The organism is Halomonas sp. 5021 (assembly GCF_036663435.1).
Lineage (GTDB): Bacteria > Pseudomonadota > Gammaproteobacteria > Pseudomonadales > Halomonadaceae > Vreelandella > Vreelandella janggokensis.
The window spans coordinates 104581-123381 of the sequence record NZ_JAXOVU010000004.1; the positions used below are offsets into that span (position 1 = coordinate 104581).

Annotated in this window: 31 protein-coding genes; all 31 read left to right on the plus strand. The window is 55.9% G+C overall.

What is annotated here, in order from left to right; translation table 11 throughout:
• Nucleotides 1–28: 28 nt before the first annotated feature.
• On the plus strand, nt 29–2152 hold the full coding sequence (fusA, locus tag R3F64_RS09040) for an elongation factor G (protein ID WP_085917613.1): 2124 nt from the start codon (nt 29–31) through the stop codon (nt 2150–2152).
• Nucleotides 2153–2181: 29 nt separating this feature from the next.
• Nucleotides 2182–3375: an elongation factor Tu gene (tuf, locus tag R3F64_RS09045; RefSeq protein ID WP_085917614.1), complete on the plus strand. Its 1194-nt coding sequence runs from the start codon at nt 2182–2184 to the stop codon at nt 3373–3375.
• 159 nt (nt 3376–3534) lie between these two features.
• Nucleotides 3535–3846: a 30S ribosomal protein S10 gene (gene rpsJ / locus R3F64_RS09050; protein WP_009098983.1), complete on the plus strand. Its 312-nt coding sequence runs from the start codon at nt 3535–3537 to the stop codon at nt 3844–3846.
• Between the two features lie 152 nt (nt 3847–3998).
• The gene (gene rplC, locus R3F64_RS09055) at nt 3999–4637 is read left to right on the plus strand and encodes a 50S ribosomal protein L3 (protein WP_066318578.1); all 639 of its coding nucleotides are present in this window, start codon (nt 3999–4001) and stop codon (nt 4635–4637) included.
• 15 nt (nt 4638–4652) lie between these two features.
• A complete protein-coding gene (rplD, locus tag R3F64_RS09060) occupies nt 4653–5258 on the plus strand; it encodes a 50S ribosomal protein L4 (protein ID WP_066318576.1) in 606 nt (201 codons plus the stop codon).
• Nucleotides 5255–5551 (plus strand): 50S ribosomal protein L23, encoded by a 297-nt coding sequence (gene rplW, locus R3F64_RS09065; protein WP_199284443.1) that lies wholly within the window; start codon nt 5255–5257, stop codon nt 5549–5551. The genes rplD and rplW overlap by 4 nt, the downstream gene beginning before the upstream one ends.
• Before the next feature lie 17 nt (nt 5552–5568).
• A complete protein-coding gene (gene rplB, locus R3F64_RS09070; RefSeq protein WP_085917616.1) occupies nt 5569–6399 on the plus strand; it encodes a 50S ribosomal protein L2 in 831 nt (276 codons plus the stop codon).
• Between the two features lie 33 nt (nt 6400–6432).
• Nucleotides 6433–6708 (plus strand): 30S ribosomal protein S19, encoded by a 276-nt coding sequence (gene rpsS, locus R3F64_RS09075; protein WP_027337511.1) that lies wholly within the window; start codon nt 6433–6435, stop codon nt 6706–6708.
• Nucleotides 6709–6726: 18 nt separating this feature from the next.
• Nucleotides 6727–7059 (plus strand): 50S ribosomal protein L22, encoded by a 333-nt coding sequence (rplV, locus tag R3F64_RS09080; protein WP_027337512.1) that lies wholly within the window; start codon nt 6727–6729, stop codon nt 7057–7059.
• A gap of 10 nt (nt 7060–7069) precedes the next feature.
• Nucleotides 7070–7774, plus strand: coding sequence for a 30S ribosomal protein S3 (gene rpsC / locus R3F64_RS09085; RefSeq protein WP_066318566.1), 705 nt, complete (start codon nt 7070–7072; stop codon nt 7772–7774).
• 15 nt (nt 7775–7789) lie between these two features.
• Nucleotides 7790–8203, plus strand: a complete 414-nt coding sequence (rplP, locus tag R3F64_RS09090) for a 50S ribosomal protein L16 (RefSeq protein ID WP_066318565.1) — start codon at nt 7790–7792, stop codon at nt 8201–8203.
• Entirely contained in the window at nt 8203–8394 is a 192-nt protein-coding gene (rpmC, locus tag R3F64_RS09095; RefSeq protein WP_066318563.1) for a 50S ribosomal protein L29, read from the plus strand. The genes rplP and rpmC overlap by 1 nt, the downstream gene beginning before the upstream one ends.
• A 1-nt stretch (nt 8395) precedes the next feature.
• Nucleotides 8396–8656, plus strand: coding sequence for a 30S ribosomal protein S17 (gene rpsQ, locus R3F64_RS09100; RefSeq protein ID WP_066318561.1), 261 nt, complete (start codon nt 8396–8398; stop codon nt 8654–8656).
• Nucleotides 8657–8706: 50 nt separating this feature from the next.
• Entirely contained in the window at nt 8707–9078 is a 372-nt protein-coding gene (rplN, locus tag R3F64_RS09105; RefSeq protein WP_066318559.1) for a 50S ribosomal protein L14, read from the plus strand.
• 14 nt (nt 9079–9092) lie between these two features.
• On the plus strand, nt 9093–9407 hold the full coding sequence (rplX, locus tag R3F64_RS09110) for a 50S ribosomal protein L24 (protein ID WP_007111996.1): 315 nt from the start codon (nt 9093–9095) through the stop codon (nt 9405–9407).
• 18 nt (nt 9408–9425) lie between these two features.
• Complete coding sequence (gene rplE, locus R3F64_RS09115; RefSeq protein WP_085917617.1) at nt 9426–9965, plus strand: 50S ribosomal protein L5; 540 nt, start codon at nt 9426–9428, stop codon at nt 9963–9965.
• Between the two features lie 10 nt (nt 9966–9975).
• The gene (gene rpsN, locus R3F64_RS09120; protein ID WP_066318556.1) at nt 9976–10281 is read left to right on the plus strand and encodes a 30S ribosomal protein S14; all 306 of its coding nucleotides are present in this window, start codon (nt 9976–9978) and stop codon (nt 10279–10281) included.
• A 32-nt stretch (nt 10282–10313) separates the two neighbouring features.
• On the plus strand, nt 10314–10706 hold the full coding sequence (rpsH, locus tag R3F64_RS09125) for a 30S ribosomal protein S8 (protein ID WP_085917618.1): 393 nt from the start codon (nt 10314–10316) through the stop codon (nt 10704–10706).
• Between the two features lie 9 nt (nt 10707–10715).
• On the plus strand, nt 10716–11246 hold the full coding sequence (gene rplF / locus R3F64_RS09130) for a 50S ribosomal protein L6 (protein WP_085917619.1): 531 nt from the start codon (nt 10716–10718) through the stop codon (nt 11244–11246).
• Between the two features lie 9 nt (nt 11247–11255).
• Nucleotides 11256–11606, plus strand: coding sequence for a 50S ribosomal protein L18 (gene rplR, locus R3F64_RS09135; RefSeq protein WP_066318549.1), 351 nt, complete (start codon nt 11256–11258; stop codon nt 11604–11606).
• Nucleotides 11607–11618: 12 nt separating this feature from the next.
• Entirely contained in the window at nt 11619–12119 is a 501-nt protein-coding gene (rpsE, locus tag R3F64_RS09140) for a 30S ribosomal protein S5 (RefSeq protein WP_085917620.1), read from the plus strand.
• A 6-nt stretch (nt 12120–12125) separates the two neighbouring features.
• The gene (gene rpmD / locus R3F64_RS09145) at nt 12126–12308 is read left to right on the plus strand and encodes a 50S ribosomal protein L30 (protein WP_066318538.1); all 183 of its coding nucleotides are present in this window, start codon (nt 12126–12128) and stop codon (nt 12306–12308) included.
• 3 nt (nt 12309–12311) lie between these two features.
• Entirely contained in the window at nt 12312–12746 is a 435-nt protein-coding gene (gene rplO / locus R3F64_RS09150; RefSeq protein ID WP_066318535.1) for a 50S ribosomal protein L15, read from the plus strand.
• Nucleotides 12747–14078, plus strand: a complete 1332-nt coding sequence (secY, locus tag R3F64_RS09155; RefSeq protein WP_085917621.1) for a preprotein translocase subunit SecY — start codon at nt 12747–12749, stop codon at nt 14076–14078. It abuts the gene before it with no gap.
• A gap of 29 nt (nt 14079–14107) precedes the next feature.
• Nucleotides 14108–14221 (plus strand): 50S ribosomal protein L36, encoded by a 114-nt coding sequence (rpmJ, locus tag R3F64_RS09160; protein WP_009099023.1) that lies wholly within the window; start codon nt 14108–14110, stop codon nt 14219–14221.
• 123 nt (nt 14222–14344) lie between these two features.
• On the plus strand, nt 14345–14701 hold the full coding sequence (gene rpsM / locus R3F64_RS09165) for a 30S ribosomal protein S13 (protein ID WP_085917622.1): 357 nt from the start codon (nt 14345–14347) through the stop codon (nt 14699–14701).
• Nucleotides 14702–14740: 39 nt separating this feature from the next.
• Entirely contained in the window at nt 14741–15127 is a 387-nt protein-coding gene (gene rpsK / locus R3F64_RS09170) for a 30S ribosomal protein S11 (protein WP_027337525.1), read from the plus strand.
• Between the two features lie 12 nt (nt 15128–15139).
• Nucleotides 15140–15760, plus strand: coding sequence for a 30S ribosomal protein S4 (gene rpsD / locus R3F64_RS09175; RefSeq protein ID WP_085917623.1), 621 nt, complete (start codon nt 15140–15142; stop codon nt 15758–15760).
• Nucleotides 15761–15858: 98 nt separating this feature from the next.
• Nucleotides 15859–16854, plus strand: a complete 996-nt coding sequence (locus tag R3F64_RS09180) for a DNA-directed RNA polymerase subunit alpha (RefSeq protein ID WP_027337527.1) — start codon at nt 15859–15861, stop codon at nt 16852–16854.
• A 39-nt stretch (nt 16855–16893) separates the two neighbouring features.
• Complete coding sequence (rplQ, locus tag R3F64_RS09185) at nt 16894–17280, plus strand: 50S ribosomal protein L17 (RefSeq protein WP_074397824.1); 387 nt, start codon at nt 16894–16896, stop codon at nt 17278–17280.
• 234 nt (nt 17281–17514) lie between these two features.
• On the plus strand, nt 17515–18774 hold the full coding sequence (locus R3F64_RS09190) for a D-alanyl-D-alanine carboxypeptidase (RefSeq protein WP_254902840.1): 1260 nt from the start codon (nt 17515–17517) through the stop codon (nt 18772–18774).
• The last annotated feature ends 27 nt before the right edge of the window (nt 18775–18801 follow it).

The window sequence follows — 18801 nt, forward strand, 5'->3', positions numbered from 1 at the left end:
AGCATCGCCAACAAACGGGAGTTCCACCGTGGCACGCAAGACTCCACTAAATCGTTACCGTAATATCGGTATCGTCGCTCACGTCGACGCGGGTAAAACCACGACGACTGAGCGTGTACTGTTCTACACCGGCCTTTCCCACAAAGTGGGTGAGGTGCATGACGGTGCGGCGACCATGGACTGGATGGAGCAGGAGCAGGAGCGTGGTATTACTATCACCTCAGCTGCTACGACCTGTTTCTGGCAGGGCATGAGTAAGCAGTTTCCTGAGCACCGCATCAACATCATCGACACACCGGGGCACGTTGACTTCACCATCGAAGTTGAGCGTTCCCTGCGCGTACTTGATGGGGCGGTTGTCGTACTGTGCGGTTCTTCCGGCGTTCAGCCGCAGACCGAGACAGTATGGCGCCAGGCCAACAAGTACGAAGTGCCGCGCATGGTCTTCGTCAACAAGATGGACCGGACCGGTGCCGACTACTTCATGGTCGTCGACCAGTTGAAAGAGCGCCTGGGTGCCAATGCCGTGCCCATCCAGATCAACTGGGGCACGGAAGAGAACTTCAAGGGCGTCATCGACCTGATCCAGATGAAGGGCATCCTTTGGGACGAAGAGAACCTGGGCATGAATTATGACCTGGTTGATATTCCCGAAGAGCTGGTCGAAACGGCAGAAACCTACCGCGAGCAGATGGTCGAAGCCGCGGCAGAAGGTTCTGATGAGTTGATGGAAAAGTATCTCGAAGGTGGTGAGTTGACCATCGAAGAGATCAAGGCAGGTCTGCGTGCGCGCACCCTGGCTAACGAAATCGTCCTCATCACCTGCGGTTCCGCCTTCAAGAACAAGGGCGTCCAAGCAGTGCTGGACTGCGTCATCGAGTACATGCCGTCGCCGACTGAAGTCAAGGCGATCGAAGGCGAGCTTGATGATAAAGACGGTACTATCGATACCCGTGAAGCGGACGATAATCAGCCGTTTGCTGCCTTGGCGTTCAAGATTGCCACCGACCCCTTTGTGGGTACCCTGACGTTTATTCGCGTCTACTCGGGCGTTTTGAATTCTGGTGATGGCGTCTATAACTCGGTCAAGAGCAAGAAAGAGCGTGTTGGACGTATCGTTCAGATGCACTCGAATTCGCGCGAAGAAATCAAGGAAGTACGCGCGGGCGATATCGCGGCTTGTATCGGTCTGAAAGATGTCACCACCGGGGACACCCTGTGTGATATCAATCACAAGATCGTGCTTGAGCGTATGGAATTCCCCGACCCGGTTATCTCGGTAGCGGTTGAGCCGAAGTCCAAGGCTGACCAGGAAAAGATGGGTGTTGCTCTGGGTAAATTGGCCCAGGAAGACCCGTCCTTCCAGGTGAAAACCGACGAAGAGACTGGTCAGACTATCATTTCGGGAATGGGCGAGCTTCACCTCGATATTCTTGTCGACCGTATGCGTCGCGAGTTCAAGGTAGAAGCTAATATCGGTAAGCCGCAGGTGGCCTACCGTGAAACGATTCGCGGCAGCGTCGAGCAGGAAGGCAAGTTCGTACGCCAGTCTGGCGGTCGTGGTCAATACGGTCACGTTATCATGCGTATCGAGCCGTTGACCTACGAGGAGAAAGGCGAAGGGGATGATGAAATCTTCTTCAAATTCAACTCGGAAATCGTCGGTGGTGTGGTTCCCAAGGAATACATCCCGGCAGTAGAGAAAGGGGCATACGAGCAGCTGAAAAATGGCGTCATTGCGGGTTACCCGATGATTGACGTTAAAGTGACGCTGTTTGATGGCTCCTATCACGACGTGGACTCCAACGAGACTGCGTTCAAGATTGCTTCTTCTATGGCAGTGAAAGAAGGTGCCAGGAAAGCCAAGGCCGTGCTGCTGGAGCCGGTGATGAAGGTCGAAGTCGTGACCCCCGAAGAGTTTATGGGTGACGTCATGGGCGACCTGAACCGTCGTCGCGGCCTGGTCCAGGGCATGGATGATTCCTCGTCTGGTAAAATCATTCGTGCAACGGTGCCGCTGGGTGAGATGTTCGGTTATGCAACCGATCTCCGCTCGCAAACCCAGGGCCGTGCGAGCTACTCTATGGAGTTCGCGAAGTACGAGGAGGCGCCCTCCAGCGTCGTTGAAGCCGTCATCAACCAAAACGGTTAACCGTTAGCTAACGTAAAGAGGTTATAGCAGTGGCTAAGGAAAAATTTGAACGTTCCAAACCGCATATCAACGTCGGCACCATTGGTCACGTCGACCACGGTAAAACGACTCTGACTGCGGCCTTGACCCGCGTTTCCGCTGAAGTATTCGGTGGTGACTGGAGTGAGTTCGACGCCATCGATAACGCGCCGGAAGAGCGTGAGCGCGGTATCACCATCGCGACGTCTCACGTGGAGTACCAGTCCGAGACGCGTCACTACGCACACGTTGACTGCCCGGGGCACGCCGACTACGTCAAGAACATGATCACCGGTGCTGCGCAGATGGACGGCGCAATCCTGGTATGTTCTGCCGCCGACGGCCCGATGCCGCAAACGCGTGAGCACATCCTGCTGTCTCGCCAGGTAGGCGTTCCGTTCATCGTTGTGTTCCTGAACAAGGCGGACATGGTCGATGACGAAGAGCTGCTCGAGCTGGTTGAAATGGAAGTTCGTGAACTTCTCGACCAGTACGATTTCCCGGGTGACGACACGCCGATCATCACTGGTTCTGCGTTGATGGCTCTGGAAGGCAAGGACGACAACGGCATGGGTACGACTGCCGTTGCCAACCTGATCAAGGCGTTGGATGAGTACATTCCGGAGCCTGAGCGTGCCATCGATCAGCCGTTCCTGATGCCGATCGAGGACGTATTCTCTATCTCTGGCCGTGGTACTGTTGTTACCGGTCGTGTAGAGCGCGGCATCATCAAGGCGGGCGAAGAAGTTGAAATCGTCGGTATGCGGGACACGACCAAGACGGTCGTTACCGGCGTTGAAATGTTCCGTAAGCTGCTCGACGAAGGTCGTGCAGGCGAGAACGTTGGCGCCCTGCTGCGTGGTACCAAGCGTGATGACGTTGAGCGTGGTCAGGTTCTGGCGAAAACCGGCACCATCACCCCGCACACCGTCTTTGAAGCAGAAGTCTACGTACTGTCCAAAGAAGAAGGTGGTCGTCACACGCCTTTCTTCAAGGGCTACCGTCCGCAGTTCTACTTCCGTACCACTGACGTCACCGGTACTTGTGAACTGCCGGAAGGCGTTGAGATGGTCATGCCGGGCGACAACGTGAAAATGGTTGTCACCCTGATCGCTCCTATCGCCATGGACGAAGGTTTGCGCTTCGCGATTCGTGAAGGCGGCCGTACCGTTGGCGCTGGCGTTGTGGCCAAAATCATTCAGTAAGTTGATTCGCTGAATGTGAAAGGGGGCTCGTTTGAGCCCCCTTTTCTGCGCACCTCTAGCAAATGTTTGACATGGGCTTTTGGCGTGCCTATAATGCGCATCCTTTGAATGCGTGGGTAGACGGCTCGCGCCGTCGACATCCATTGGAGTTTAGGGCAAATGCAGAACCAAAAGATTCGCATTCGGTTGAAAGCGTTCGACCATCGCCTGATCGATCAGTCCACAGCGGAGATTGTTGAAACCGCTAAGCGTACTGGTGCTCAGGTTCGTGGTCCGATTCCGCTGCCAACCAACCGCGAGCGCTACACCATTCTGATCTCGCCGCACGTCAACAAGGACGCGCGTGACCAGTATGAGATTCGTACGCACAAGCGTGTGCTCGACATTGTTGAGCCGACCGAGAAAACCGTTGATGCGCTGATGAAGCTCGATCTCGCCGCTGGCGTAGACGTGCAAATCAAGCTCGACTAATCACACTAGACACTTGCGGCCCAGCGCTCATTACGAAATAACCTTGAGCAGCAGCCGCCGCGTCGTGAGACGCCACACAATGTGCTAGTGGAATGCTCTGGAAAGGGCAGCCATAGCGGGTGATAGCCCCGTACACTATAGGAGAACTGAGAATGACTATCGGTTTAGTCGGTAAAAAGGCCGGGATGACTCGTGTCTTTACCGAAGACGGTGCATCAGTGCCCGTAACCGTTATTGAGGTTGATCCTAACCGTGTTACACGCGTTAAATCTGTCGAGTCTGACGGTTACGCGGCGGTTCAGGTAACAACCGGCTCTCGCAAGGCCAAACACCTCAGCAAAGCCCAGGCGGGTCAATTTGCCAAGGCGGGTGTTGAGGCTGGTCGTTCACTGATGGAGTTTCGTCTGGAAGATGGCGAAGAAGCTCCTGAAGTCGGCGGCGAACTCACCGTATCCCTCTTCGAAGCTGGTCAGATGATCGATGTGACCGGTACCTCCAAGGGTAAAGGTTTCCAGGGTGCCGTTAAGCGCTGGAACTTCCGTACCCAAGACAACAGCCATGGTAACTCGCTGTCGCATCGCGCGCCGGGTTCTATCGGTATGTGTCAGACCCCGGGTCGCGTTTTCAAAGGCAAAAAGATGGCCGGTCAAATGGGTAACGCCCGTTGCACCGTACAGAGCCTAGAGATCGTCCGTGTCGACGCCGAGCGTAACCTGCTGCTGATCAAGGGCGCCGTGCCGGGTGCAACCGGTAGTGACGTTATCGTTCGCAGCGCCGTTAAAGCAGGCTGAAGGGGATAATTACCAATGAATCTGAATCTTGCTGCAGGCGCGGGTACCGTTGAAGTAGCCGACGCCACCTTTGGCAAAGAATTCAACGAAGCGCTGGTTCACCAGGTCGTCACTGCCTATTTGGCTGGTGGTCGTCAGGGCACCCGCGCTCAAAAGAACCGTTCCGATGTTCGCGGTGGTGGTAAAAAGCCGTGGCGTCAGAAAGGGACTGGCCGTGCTCGTGCCGGTACCATCCGTTCGCCAATCTGGCGTAGCGGCGGTGTCACCTTCGCGGCGCGTCCGCAAGACTATACCCAGAAGGTGAACCGCAAGATGTATCGCGCCGCGATGCGCTCCATCTTGTCAGAGCTGGTACGTCAAGAGCGCCTGGTCGTGGTTGAAGAGTTCAACGTTGAAGCGCCGAAAACCAAGCAGGTCGCTGCCAAGCTGAAAGAGCTCAACCTTGAGAAAGTGTTGATCGTCACCGAAGACGTTGACGAAAAGCTCTATCTAGCCGCGCGCAACCTTCCTCACGTTGATGTGGTGGATGTTGCGGCCGCTGACCCGGTGAGCCTGGTTGCCTTTGATAAGGTCCTGGTCACCGTCTCCGCCCTGCGTAAATTCGAGGAGAAGCTGGCATGAACCAGGAACGCGTATTCAAGGTTCTGCTTGGACCGCACGTGACCGAGAAGGCCGCGATGGCTGCCGAGCGCAACCAGTACGTTTTTAAGGTGGCAACCGATGCTACCAAGCCCGAGATCAAGAAGGCCGTGGAAATACTTTTCGGCAAGAAGGTCGGTAGCGTTCAGGTACTGAACGTGAAGGGTAAAACCAAGCGTACTGCAAACGGCGTTGGCTTGCGTAAGGGTTACCGTAAAGCGTATGTAACCCTCGCTGCGGGTGAAACGCTCGAAGACTTCTCTGGCGCCGAATAAGGGCAGGAGTACGGATAATGGCAATCGTCAAGACCAAACCCACATCCGCCGGTCGTCGCCACGTCGTCAAGATCGTTGGCGAGGAACTGTACAAAGGCCGTGCCTATGCACCGCTTTTGGAAAAACAGTCCAAGTCCGGCGGCCGTAACAACTACGGTCGCATCACCACCCGCCACGTGGGCGGTGGTCACCGTCATCACTATCGGCTGATCGACTTCAAGCGCACCAAGGATGGCATTCCGGCCACCGTTGAGCGCCTGGAGCACGACCCGAACCGCAGTGCGCACATTGCGCTGCTGAAATACGCCGATGGCGAGCGTCGTTACATCATCGCACCGAAAGGTGTCAGCGCGGGTGACGTGCTGGAATCTGGTGTCAACGCGCCCATCAAGAAAGGCAATGCCTTGCCGCTGCGCAACATTCCGCTGGGTTCGACCGTTCACGGTATCGAACTGAAGCCGGGTAAAGGCGCGCAGATTGCTCGCAGTGCCGGTACTAGCGCTCAGCTGGTTGCGCGTGAAGGCAACTACGCCACCCTGCGTCTTCGCTCCGGCGAGATGCGCAAGGTGCTGGCTGAGTGCCGTGCGACCCTGGGCGAAGTGAGCAACTCCGAGCACAGCCTGCGTCAACTTGGCAAGGCCGGTGCGAAGCGCTGGAGAGGTGTGCGTCCGACTGTTCGCGGTGTCGCAATGAACCCGGTGGATCACCCGCACGGTGGTGGTGAAGGCCGCACCAGCGGTGGTCGTAACCCGGTCACTCCATGGGGTGTGCCGACCAAGGGTTATAAGACGCGTAAGAACAAGCGCACCGACAAGCTGATCGTACGTCGCCGCAAGGCTCGTAGCTGATCTAAATTGCCAAGACATTAAGAGGTAACGGCTGTGCCACGTTCACTAAAGAAAGGTCCTTTCATTGACCTTCATCTTTTGAAGAAGGTAGAGGCTGCAGTGGAAAAGAACGATCGCAAACCGATCAAGACCTGGTCGCGTCGTTCGATGATCCTGCCAAACATGGTGGGTCTGACCATCGCAGTCCATAATGGTCGCCAACACGTCCCGGTGCACGTCTCCGAGGAAATGGTTGGTCACAAGCTAGGCGAATTCGCTGCCACTCGCACTTATCGCGGGCACGTGGCGGACAAGAAAGCCAAACGGTAAGCCAAAGAGGATTGAGAGATGGAAGTCACAGCTAAGCTGCGTGGCGCCGGATTATCCGCCCAGAAGGCCCGTTTGGTGGCTGATCAGGTGCGCGGTAAACCTGTCGCCGAGGCACTCGACCTGCTGACCTTCTCACCGAAGAAGGCTGCCCAACTGGTCAAGAAAGTGCTTCAGTCCGCTATTGCAAACGCGGAAGAAAATAACGGCATGGACATTGACGAGCTGCGTGTCTCGACCATCTGCGTCGATGAGGGCATGACGCTCAAGCGTATCAAGCCGCGCGCCAAGGGGCGGGCGGATCGTATCTTGAAGCGCACCTGCCACATCACCGTCAAGGTAGCCGAGAAGTAGGAGTCGACCGATGGGTCAGAAAGTCAATCCAACAGGCATTCGACTGGGCATCGTCAAAGACCATGCTTCTGTCTGGTATGCCGAGCGCGGCGCATATGCCGATAAGCTCAATAACGATCTCGAAGTGCGAAGCTTCCTGGAGCAGCGTCTCAAAAACGCCTCCGTTAGCCGTATTCACATCGAGCGTCCGGCGAACAACGCCCGCATCACCATTCACACTGCCCGTCCGGGTATCGTGATTGGTAAAAAAGGTGAAGATGTCGACCGTCTGCGTCGCGATCTCACCGAGTTGATGGGTGTTCCTGTTCACGTGAACATCGAAGAAGTTCGCAAGCCGGAGCTGGATGCCAAGCTCGTCGCTGCTAACGTAGCGGGCCAGCTTGAGCGTCGTGTGATGTTCCGTCGTGCCATGAAGCGCGCGGTGCAAAATGCCATGCGTCTTGGCGCTGGCGGCATCAAGATTCAGCTGTCAGGTCGTCTGGGTGGTGCTGAAATCGCACGTACCGAATGGTACCGCGAAGGTCGTGTTCCGTTGCATACGTTGCGTGCGGACATTGACTACGCCACTTACGAAGCTCACACCACCTATGGCGTTATCGGCGTCAAAGTGTGGATCTTCAAGGGTGAAATCCTCGGCGGTATCGAGGAAGTTCGTGCCAAGGCTAAGCAACAGCAGCCTTCCGGCAACGCGCCCAAGAAGAAAGGTTCCAGGTAAGGGGAGAGCGAGTCGATGTTACAGCCCAAGCGTATGAAATTCCGCAAGATGCAGAAAGGCCGCAACCGTGGCCTGGCGCATCGCGGAAGCAAGATCAGCTTCGGGGAGTACGGTCTGAAAGCTACCGGTCGTGGTCGCGTTACTGCGCGCCAGATCGAAGCCGGCCGTCGTGCGATCACACGTCACGTTAAACGTGGCGGTAAGATTTGGATCCGCGTTTTCCCTGACAAGCCGATTTCCAAAAAGCCGCTCGAAGTTCGTATGGGTAAAGGTAAAGGCTCCGTCGAATACTGGGTAGCCCAGATCCAGCCGGGTCGGGTCCTGTATGAAATCGAAGGTGTGCCTGAAGAGCTCGCTCGTGAAGCGTTTGAGCTTGCCGCACAGAAAATGCCCATATCCACCACCTTTGCGAAACGGACGGTGATGTGATGAAAGCCCAGGAAATTCGTGAAAAGTCCGCAGGAGAGCTCCATGAGCAGCTCCTCGAACTCCTCCGCGAGCAGTTCAACCTGCGCATGCAGAAGGCCACCGGCCAACTGAGCCAGACTCATCTGCTCAAGCAGGTCCGTCGGGATATTGCCCGTGTGAAGACTGTGCTCAACGAGAAGGCAGGTGACTGAGATGGCCGAAGAGAAAAAAGCACGTACGCTCACCGGCAAGGTGGTGAGCGACAAGATGGATAAGTCCATCGTCGTAATGATCGAGCGTCGTGAGCGTCACCCGATCTACGGAAAATACGTTAAGCGCTCCACCAAGCTGCACGCCCATGATGAGGCGAACCAGGCTAAGGCAGGCGATACGGTTTCCATTGAGGAGTGCCGTCCGCTTTCCAAGAAGAAAGCCTGGGCGCTAATCGAGGTGGTCGAGCAGGCCAAGGGGTAACCCATGAACCTGCTTAACCAGTGCAGTCAGATTAGGTTTGGAGAAAACCGATGATTCAGACTCAGACAATGCTGGATGTCGCCGACAACAGCGGAGCGCGCCGGGTGCAGTGCATCAAGGTGTTGGGCGGGTCACACCGTCGTTACGCTCGCATTGGTGACATCATCAAGGTAACGGTGAAGGAAGCCATTCCGCGTGGCAAGGTCAAGAAAGGCCAGGTCATGAAAGCGGTTGTGGTCCGGACCCGTAGTGGCGTCCGTCGTAACGACGGTTCGCTGATCCGTTTCGATGGAAATGCGGCGGTTTTGTTGAATAACACCAACGAACAGCCAGTCGGTACTCGTATTTTCGGGCCGGTCACTCGTGAGCTTCGTAACGAGAAGTTCATGAAGATCATTTCCTTAGCGCCTGAAGTGCTGTAAGGAGCGAGGCGGATATGCAAAAAATCAAACGTGACGATGAAGTCATCGTCATCGCCGGGAAGGATAAGGGCAAGCGTGGCACCGTTAAGCGGGTACTAGAAAACCGTTTCTTGGTGTCCGGTGTGAATATGATTAAACGTCACACCAAGCCAAATCCCATGGCGGGAAATCAGGGCGGTATCGTCGAGCGTGAGGCTCCGATTCACGCGTCCAACGTAGCCATCTTCAATTCGGAGACCGGTAAGGCGGATCGCGTCGGCTTCCAAGTGAAGGAAGACGGTACCAAGGTACGTATCTACAAGTCGACGCAGACGCAGATCGACGCCTAACGCGAGTCGGGTAGCAAAATGGCGAACTTGAAAGAACGTTATCAAAACGAGGTCGTAGCACAGCTCAAAGAGCAGTTCAGCTACGCCAACGTAATGCAGGTACCCCGCATCACGAAAGTGACGCTTAATATGGGTATCGGCGATGCGGTCAGCGATAAAAAGCTGATCGACAATGCCATCGGCGACCTGGAGATGTTGTCCGGTCAAAAGCCGCTGGTGACCAAGGCACGCAAGTCCATCGCGGGCTTCAAGGTGCGTGAAGGTTGGCCGATCGGTATCAAGGTAACACTGCGCGCTGAGCGTATGTGGGACTTTCTGGACCGTCTGGTCAACATCGCGATTCCTCGCGTGCGTGACTTCCGTGGTCTCAACCCGAAGTCCTTCGACGGTCGCGGCAACTACTCCATGGGTGTGCGTGAACAGATCATCTTCCCGGAGATCGAGTATGATAAGATCGATCGTATCCGTGGGTTGGACGTCACTATCACCACTACCGCCAACACCGACGAGGAAGGTCGCGCGCTACTAACCGCGCTGAACTTCCCGTTCAAGAAATAAGGGTTGGATCATGGCTAAAAAAAGCATGGTAGAGCGTGAGCTAAAGCGCACCAAGCTGGTCGAGAAGTATGCGGCCAAGCGCGCTGAGCTCAAGGCAATCATCGTAGATGTGAACGCTTCTGAGGAAGATCGCTTCGAGGCGACGCTGAAGCTGCAGCAACTGCCGCGCGACTCAAGCCCGGTACGTCAGCGTAATCGCTGCCGTGTCACAGGCCGTCCGCACGGTTTTTACAACAAGTTCGGCCTCGGCCGTAACAAGCTGCGTGAAGCCGCCATGCGTGGCGACGTTCCTGGTCTGAAAAAGTCCAGTTGGTAACGCCACGTAGAATCATCAGGAGCGCACATTAAATGAGCATGCAAGACACTCTGGCGGATATGTTTACCCGTATCCGCAATGCGCAGATGGCCACCAAGGAGACGGTCACCATGCCGTCTTCCAAGTTGAAAGTGGAAGTGGCCCGCGTGCTGAAAGAAGAGGGCTACATCACCGATTTCACGGTGGCTGAAAGCACCAAGCCCGAATTAACCGTGACTCTCAAGTACTTTGAGGGCAAGCCGGTTATCGACCATATCCAGCGGGTTTCCAAGCCGTCTTTGCGCCGTTACATGGGCAAGGACAACCTGCCTAAGGTCGCCGACGGTCTGGGTATTGCGATCGTTACCACCTCCAATGGGGTGATGACCGATCGTGCTGCTCGCCAGGCGGGTGTTGGTGGCGAAGTCATCTGCACCGTATTCTAGGAGGCTGGAATGTCCCGCATAGCGAAATATCCGGTTAAAGTGCCTGCCGGCGTTGAGATCAAAATCGATGCCGACCAGCTGACCGCCAAGGGCGGCCAGGGCACGCTGTCAATGACCATTCACCACGATGTGGTAGTGGCTCAAGAAGATGGCCAGCTGACCTTCGCCCCGAGTGAATCTGCCAAGAGCTGGGCAATGGCCGGTACAACCCGCGCCTTGGTTCAGAACCTGGTGACGGGCGTATCCGAGGGTTTTACACGAACTCTCGAAATTGTTGGCGTCGGTTATCGTGCCCAAGTTAAGGGCCAGACGCTCAATCTTTCACTGGGCTTCTCGCACCCGGTCGACTACGAACTGCCTGAAGGTGTCTCAGCGGAAACGCCGAAAAACACCGTGATCGTGCTGAAAAGCGCGGACAAGCAGCAGCTCGGTCAGTGCGCCGCGGAAATCCGCGCCTTCCGTCCCCCCGAGCCGTATAAAGGCAAGGGTGTTCGGTACGCCGACGAGCAGGTGCGTCGCAAAGAAGCCAAGAAGAAGTAAGGCAGGGTTATGAACGCGAAGAAAGAATCTCGTCTCCGTCGTGCCCGCCGCGCTCGCGCCAAGATCCGCGAGCTGGGCGTGTATCGCCTGTGCGTCAACCGTACCCCGCGTCACATCTATGCGCAGATTATCTCGCCGGATGGTGGCAAAGTGTTGGCTAGCGCATCTACGCTGGACAAAGCACTGCGCGAGGGTGCGACTGGTAACTCGGAAGCCGCTACGAAAGTCGGCGAACTGATTGCCGAACGCGCTAAAGAAGCAGGCATCACCCAGGTGGCCTTCGACCGTGCTGGCTTTAAGTATCACGGTCGCGTCAAGGCTCTGGCCGACGCCGCGCGTGAAGGCGGCCTGGAATTCTAAAGGGTTTTTACGATGGCGAAGAACGAACAGCAAAGCGGTGATCTGCAGGAAAAACTTGTGCAGGTCAACCGCGTCGCCAAGGTGGTCAAAGGTGGTCGTATTTTCGGCTTCACCGCACTGACCGTCGTTGGTGATGGTAAAGGTCGTGTTGGTTTCGGTCGTGGTAAGGCGCGTGAAGTGCCGATCGCGATTCAGAAAGCCATGGACCAAGCTCGTCGCAACATGGTCAAGGTCAACCTTTCAGGCCATACGCTGCAATACCCGGTTAAAGCCCGTCACGGTGCTTCCAAGGTATACATGCAGCCAGCCTCTGAAGGTACCGGCATTATCGCCGGTGGCGCCATGCGCTCTGTATTGGAGCTCGCTGGTGTCCATGACGTACTGGCCAAGTGCTACGGTTCCACTAACCCGGTTAACGTGGTGCGAGCGACTGTTAAAGGTCTCGCTTCCATGCAAGCACCGGATGACGTGGCCGCCAAGCGCGGCCTGTCTGTCGAAGCGATCACGGGGTAAGGCACCATGGCAGCAACGATCAAGGTTACCCAGATCCGCAGCACCATCGGCGTTCAGCCCAGGCACAAGGCGACTATCAACGGCCTGGGTCTGCGTCGCATCGGTCATTCGGTTGAGCTGGAAGACACCCCTGCCGTACGCGGCATGATCCACAAGGTTAACTACCTTGTGCGCGTTGAGGGAGAGTAATCCATGAAACTCAATACCTTGAGCCCGGCAGCGGGCTCTAAACACGCTGCAAAGCGCGTTGGTCGTGGTATCGGTTCCGGTCTGGGCAAGACCGGTGGCCGAGGCCACAAAGGTCAGAAAGCACGCAGCGGTGGCAGCGTCAAGCCAGGTTTCGAAGGCGGTCAGATGCCGTTGCAGCGTCGCCTGCCGAAATTTGGTTTCACCTCGGCCAAGTCGATGGTCTCGGAAGAGGTTCGCCTGGCTGAGCTGGCCCAAGTGGCCGGCGAAGAGGTGACACTCGAGACGCTGAAGCAGGCAAACGTGCTGAAGGATGCAACGCTACACGCGAAGATCATCCTTTCTGGCGAACTGAAAAAAGCGGTTACCGTTCGCGGCATCAAGGTCACCAAAGGTGCCCGTGAAGCGATCGAAGCCGCTGGCGGCAAGGTAGAGGACTAAATGGCCAAGTCAGGAAACATGCCGGCGATGGGCAGCGGTCTGAGTGAACTGTGGGCGCGTTTGCGCTTCGTGCTCCTCGCCATCGTGGTGTACCGTATTGGTGCCCACATTCCCGTTCCCGGTATCAATCCTGACCAGCTTGCTGCCTTGTTCAGGGAGCAACAGGGCACCATTCTGGGCATGTTCAACATGTTCTCGGGTGGTGCGCTGGAGCGCATGAGTGTCCTCGCCCTGGGCATAATGCCCTATATTTCGGCGTCGATTATCATGCAGCTGATGACTGCGGTCTCTCCCCATCTTGAACAGCTCAAGAAGGAAGGTGAGGCCGGCCGCCGCAAGATTAGCCAGTACACCCGCTACGGTACGGTGCTACTGGCGTTTATTCAGGCTGTCGGTATGTCTGTCGGTCTGGCTAGCCAGGGTATCGCGTACACCGCTGACTTCAGCTTCTATTTTACCGCCGTGATTACGTTCGTATCGGGTGCGGTATTCATGATGTGGCTAGGTGAGCAAATTACCGAGAAAGGCATTGGCAACGGTATTTCGTTGCTGATCTTTGCCGGTATTGTGGCTGGGCTGCCCAGTGCGGCAGGTCAGGCGTTTGAATTGGCTCGCAACGAAGGGGCCTGGAACGTACTGCCACTGTTAGCGCTATCGGCACTGGGTATCGCGACTGTTGCGTTCGTGGTGTTCATTGAACGCGGTCAACGCCGCCTTAAAGTGAATTACCCGCGGCGCCAAGTCGGCAACAAGATGTATGCAGGGCAAAGCAGCTACCTGCCATTGAAAGTGAACATGGCGGGGGTCATTCCAGCCATTTTCGCCTCCAGTATCCTGCTCTTCCCGGCTTCAATCGGCCAATGGGTGGGTTCAGGTGATGGCATGGAGTGGTTGCAGCGTGCCTCGCAAGCATTAGGTCCCGGCCAACCGCTTTACATCTTGCTTTTTGGGGCGGCAGTGGTATTCTTCTGCTTCTTTTACACAGCGCTGGTCTTCAACCCCAAGGACGTAGCTGACAATCTGAAAAAGTCAGGTGCATTCCTGCCGGGTATTCGTCCTGGCGAGCAGACCGCTCGCTATATTGACAAGGTCATGACGCGTTTAACGTTGTTTGGTGCCTTGTACATCACTGCGGTTTCCCTGATGCCCCAGTTCCTGATCGTAGCGTGGAACGTACCGTTCTTCTTTGGTGGTACCTCGCTTCTGATCGTGGTCGTGGTTATCATGGACTTCATGGCCCAGGTGCAATCGCATCTCATGTCGCATCAATATGACTCAGTGATGAAGAAGTCCAACCTGAAAGGCTACGGTAGTGGCGGCATCATGCGCTAAGGCGCCTGCCGTCCGTATTGGAGAGAACGATGAAAGTTCGAGCTTCCGTAAAGAAAATGTGCCGTAACTGCAAGATTATTCGTCGCAATGGCGCAGTCCGCGTCATCTGCATCGAACCGCGGCACAAGCAGCGCCAGGGTTAATTTCCTGGTCTGTATTAAGCGGGTGCCGGCATACCCCTTGCCTTCGGGTGTACAAAGGGGGTATGCTGTTGCGCCTTTTAAAGATGATTAACGAGCAAGCCGCTCAAATTTCGGAGTAAGCTGATGGCCCGTATTGCAGGCGTCAATATCCCGGACAACAAGCATGCGGCGATCTCGCTGACCTATATCTTCGGGATTGGCCGTACACGTGCAGAGCACATCTGTGTTGCTGCCGGTATCGCGCCGACTGCCAAGATCCAGGACCTGTCTTCTGAAGAAGTCGACACCCTGCGTTCTGAAGTTGGTAAGTACACCGTAGAGGGCGACCTTCGTCGTGATGTCACGCTTAACATTAAGCGTCTCATGGACTTAGGTTGTTTCCGTGGTCTGCGTCATCGTCGTAGTCTTCCGCTGCGTGGTCAGCGGACTAAGACTAACGCGCGTACCCGTAAGGGCCCGCGTAAGCCGATCCGCAAATAACACGCACGTTCTGGCGTAAAGACAGGAATAGACATCAACATGGCTAACCCGCGTAGTAACCGTAAAAAGGTTAAAAAGCAGGTAGTGGATGCCGTAGCGCATATCCATGCCTCTTTTAACAACACGATCGTGACGATCACAGACCGCCAGGGCAACGCTCTGTCATGGGCGACTGCCGGTGGTTCGGGTTTTCGTGGTTCTCGCAAGAGCACCCCGTTCGCTGCTCAAGTGGCAAGTGAACGTGCAGCAACTGCTGCAGCCGAGTATGGTGTGAAAAACGTAGACGTGCTGGTCAAAGGCCCAGGTCCCGGTCGTGAATCCGCCGTGCGCGCACTGAATGCCGCCGGCTTCCGCGTGCAAAGCATTATCGACGCGACGCCCATCCCCCATAATGGCTGCCGTCCGCCGAAGAAACGCCGCGTTTAAGGAGACAGATTCATGGCTCGTTATATTGGACCGAAGTGCAAACTGTCTCGTCGTGAAGGCACCGACCTCTTTTTGAAGAGTGGTGTGACTCCCTTCGAGAAAAAGTGTAAATCCGAGCAGATTCCGGGTGTACACGGCCAGCGCCGTCAACGTCTTTCAGACTACGGCTTGCAGCTTCGCGAGAAGCAAAAAGTACGTCGTATGTACGGCGTACTCGAAAAACAGTTCCGTAACTACTACAAAGAAGCCGCTCGCCTGAAAGGCGCGACCGGTGAAGTATTGTTGCAGTTGCTCGAATCCCGACTGGATAACGTCGTCTACCGTATGGGCTTCGGCTCGACTCGCTCTGAAGCGCGTCAGCTGGTCAGCCACAAGGCGATTAGCGTGAACGGTCGCAGCGTTAACATAGCTTCCTATCAAGTGAAGCCGGGCGACGTTGTTTCCATTCGCGAAAAGGCGAAGAACCAGGCTCGCATTCAAAACGCGTTGTCCATTGCGGCCAACCGTGGTGATGTGGCGTGGATCGAAACCGACGCCAAGAAGATGGAAGGCACTTTCAAGGCTCTGCCTGAACGCGGTGACCTGTCTGCCGACATCAACGAAAACCTGATCGTCGAGCTGTACTCCAAGTAAGCAGTTTTCTGTTTCTTGTCGACCTGGTGCCGGTTTAAGGCCAGCACCAGGTCGTACCGAGTACCAAGTATCCGTTTGGCAGCCTGAAAGGTGTTCATATGCAGCGTTCAGTGACAGAGTTTCTCCGTCCTCGTGACATCAAGGTCGAAGAAATCAGCGCACATCATGCCAAGATCGTACTCGAACCGTTCGAGCGCGGCTTTGGCCACACCCTGGGGAATGCACTGCGTCGCATTCTGCTTTCATCCATGCCCGGCTGTGCCGTGGTAGAGGCTGAGATTGCGGGTGTCGAGCACGAATATAGTGCTCTCGAAGGGGTGCAGGAAGATGTCATTGAAATCCTCCTGAACTTGAAAGATGTTGCGATCAAGATGCACAGCCGCGATGAGGCGGTGCTCTCGCTGAACAAGCAGGGCCCAGCCGTCGTCACCGCTGGCGACATTGCACTTGATCATAGCGTCGAAATCGTCAACCCGGACCACGTCATTGCACACGTCAATGAAGGTGCCGAGCTGAAGATTCAGCTTAAGGTAGCACTGGGTCGTGGCTACGAACCGGCTGACGCTCGTGGCTCTGATGAAGAGTCTCGTGCCATTGGCCGCCTGCAGCTGGATGCTACCTTCAGCCCTGTCCGCCGAGTTTCCTACGCGGTCGAAGCTGCTCGTGTCGAACAGCGGACCGACCTCGATAAGCTGATTATCGATCTGGAAACCGACGGTACTCTGGATCCGGAAGAGGCTATCCGCCGCAGTGCGACCATCCTGCAAGAGCAGCTGGCCGCCTTCGTCGACCTGGAAGCAGATAAAGAGCAGGAAGTCGAAGAGGAAGAGGATCACGTTGATCCGATCCTATTGCGCCCCGTAGACGATCTTGAGTTGACCGTTCGCAGCGCGAACTGCCTGAAAGCCGAGAATATCTATTATATCGGTGATCTGATTCAGCGCACTGAAGTTGAGCTGTTGAAGACCCCGAACCTCGGTAAAAAGTCCTTGAATGAAATCAAGGATGTATTGGCGGCGCGCGGCTTGTCCCTCGGCATGCGGTTGGAAAATTGGCCGCCGGCTAGCCTGAAGGACGACAAGGCCTCCGCGTGAGTGTCGACTCGAGTCCCAGTTTGGTAAGGAATTACAACCATGCGTCATCGTAAGAGTGGTCGTCATCTGAATCGTACCAGCTCGCATCGGCAGGCCATGTTCAAGAACATGTCTGTCTCGCTGGTCGAACATGAAGTTATCAAGACAACCCTGCCCAAAGCCAAGGAGCTGCGTCGCGTCATTGAGCCGCTGATCACCTTGTCTAAGCAGGATAGCGTTGCCAACCGCCGTTTGGCATTTGCCCGCACGCGCTCCAAAGAAGCCGTCGGCAAACTGTTCAACGAGTTGGGTCCGCGTTACGCCGAGCGTCCGGGCGGTTATGTCCGTATTCTCAAGTGCGGTTATCGTACCGGCGACAATGCGCCCATGGCATTCGTTGAGCTTGTCGATCGTCCGGTGGTTGAAGAGGCCGTTGCAGAAGAGTAATTCCCTTTTGCTACACCTCGTCAACGCCAAAACCGACCCCTTGTGGGTCGGTTTTTTTATGGTGCCGATTAGCCAGTTCAACGTATATACTCAATGCATTAGCCTGAAGTTAAGGCCACTATCACGGCGCTGTTATAAAACAAAATGTCAGGGGGACGTATGATAGCGAGACAATGTCGGCGAGCCGTATCCATCAGAGCAGTATCGTTGTTGATAGGGGTATTGTTCATTGTCATGGCTCTACCCCTGCAAGCGGCTAACCCACGCTATGCGGGGATGGTCGTCGACCTTGATCAAGGTGAAGTACTGTATTCGGAAAATGCGGATGCTCGCCGTTACCCTGCCTCGCTGACCAAGGTCATGACCCTCTATCTGGCCTTTGAAGCGCTAGAAGAAGGGCGATTGCAGCTGGACCAACCGCTGCCGGTGTCGTCCCAGGCGGCGTCCATGCCTGCAACAAAGTTATGGCTTTCCCCCGGCAGCTCGATTCTGGTCGATGAAGCAATTCGTGCGCTCGCTGTCCGCTCGGCCAATGACGTAGCGGTCGTCATGGCAGAGGCGTTGGGGGGTAGCGAACGTCGCTTTGCCCAGTTGATGACGGAAAAAGCCCGCGAACTGGGAATGCGCCATACCACCTTCCGCAATGCCTCGGGGCTTCCCGATGATCGGCAGGTCACCACGGCGCGCGACATGGTCACCCTTGCGGTACGTGTAATGCGGGATTTCCCCGAGTACTATCACTATTTTGGTCTTCAGGCGTTCACTTACCGCGGCACTCGGCACACCAGTCACAACCGACTGGTACGTGACTACCCCGGGGCCGATGGCTTGAAAACCGGTTTTATACGTGCTTCAGGCTTCAACGTGATTACCACGGCCAAGCGCGGTGACCGGCGCTTGATGGCTATTGTGATGGGCGGATTTACCGCTCAGTCCCGGGATAAGCACATGGCAAATCTGCTGGATCGGGGCTTTGCCCGGGCAGCCCTCCTAGATAAGTCGAACTGGTTGGCCGACCTTGAATTTTCTGAAGAATACATGGCCTTTTCCCCAGCTCCTTCTCATACGCCCGCGCCGTCGCCGACGCCAACACCCGCACCGGTCGAATCTTCACCCGTCGTCGCGTCTTACTCGCCTGAAACGGCGCCATTTGAACCGCCGGGCGTGGCAGCACAAGCTCCAGAACCACAAACGGATCCCTTGCAGGCCTTTATCGACCGCGAGCGTGCTATGGCATCTCGTGCCGCAGGTGGCTGGGGTATTCAAGTAGGCGCTTTCAGTCAGGAAGATCAAGCCCAGCGCTATGCACGTGAAGCTGCCGCGTACTTGCCACGTGACCTCGATGGTCAAGTGGCGATAGACGACACCTCCGTAGGTCAGAACCCGATATTTCGTGCCCGGCTGATGGCGCTGGAAGAACAACAGGCACATCAGGCATGCGAACAGCTGCGCTCGCGGGGAATGGACTGTATGGTCGTTAACGCCAGCCTGTAGCATTGAAAAGAGCCCAAAACCCTGCCA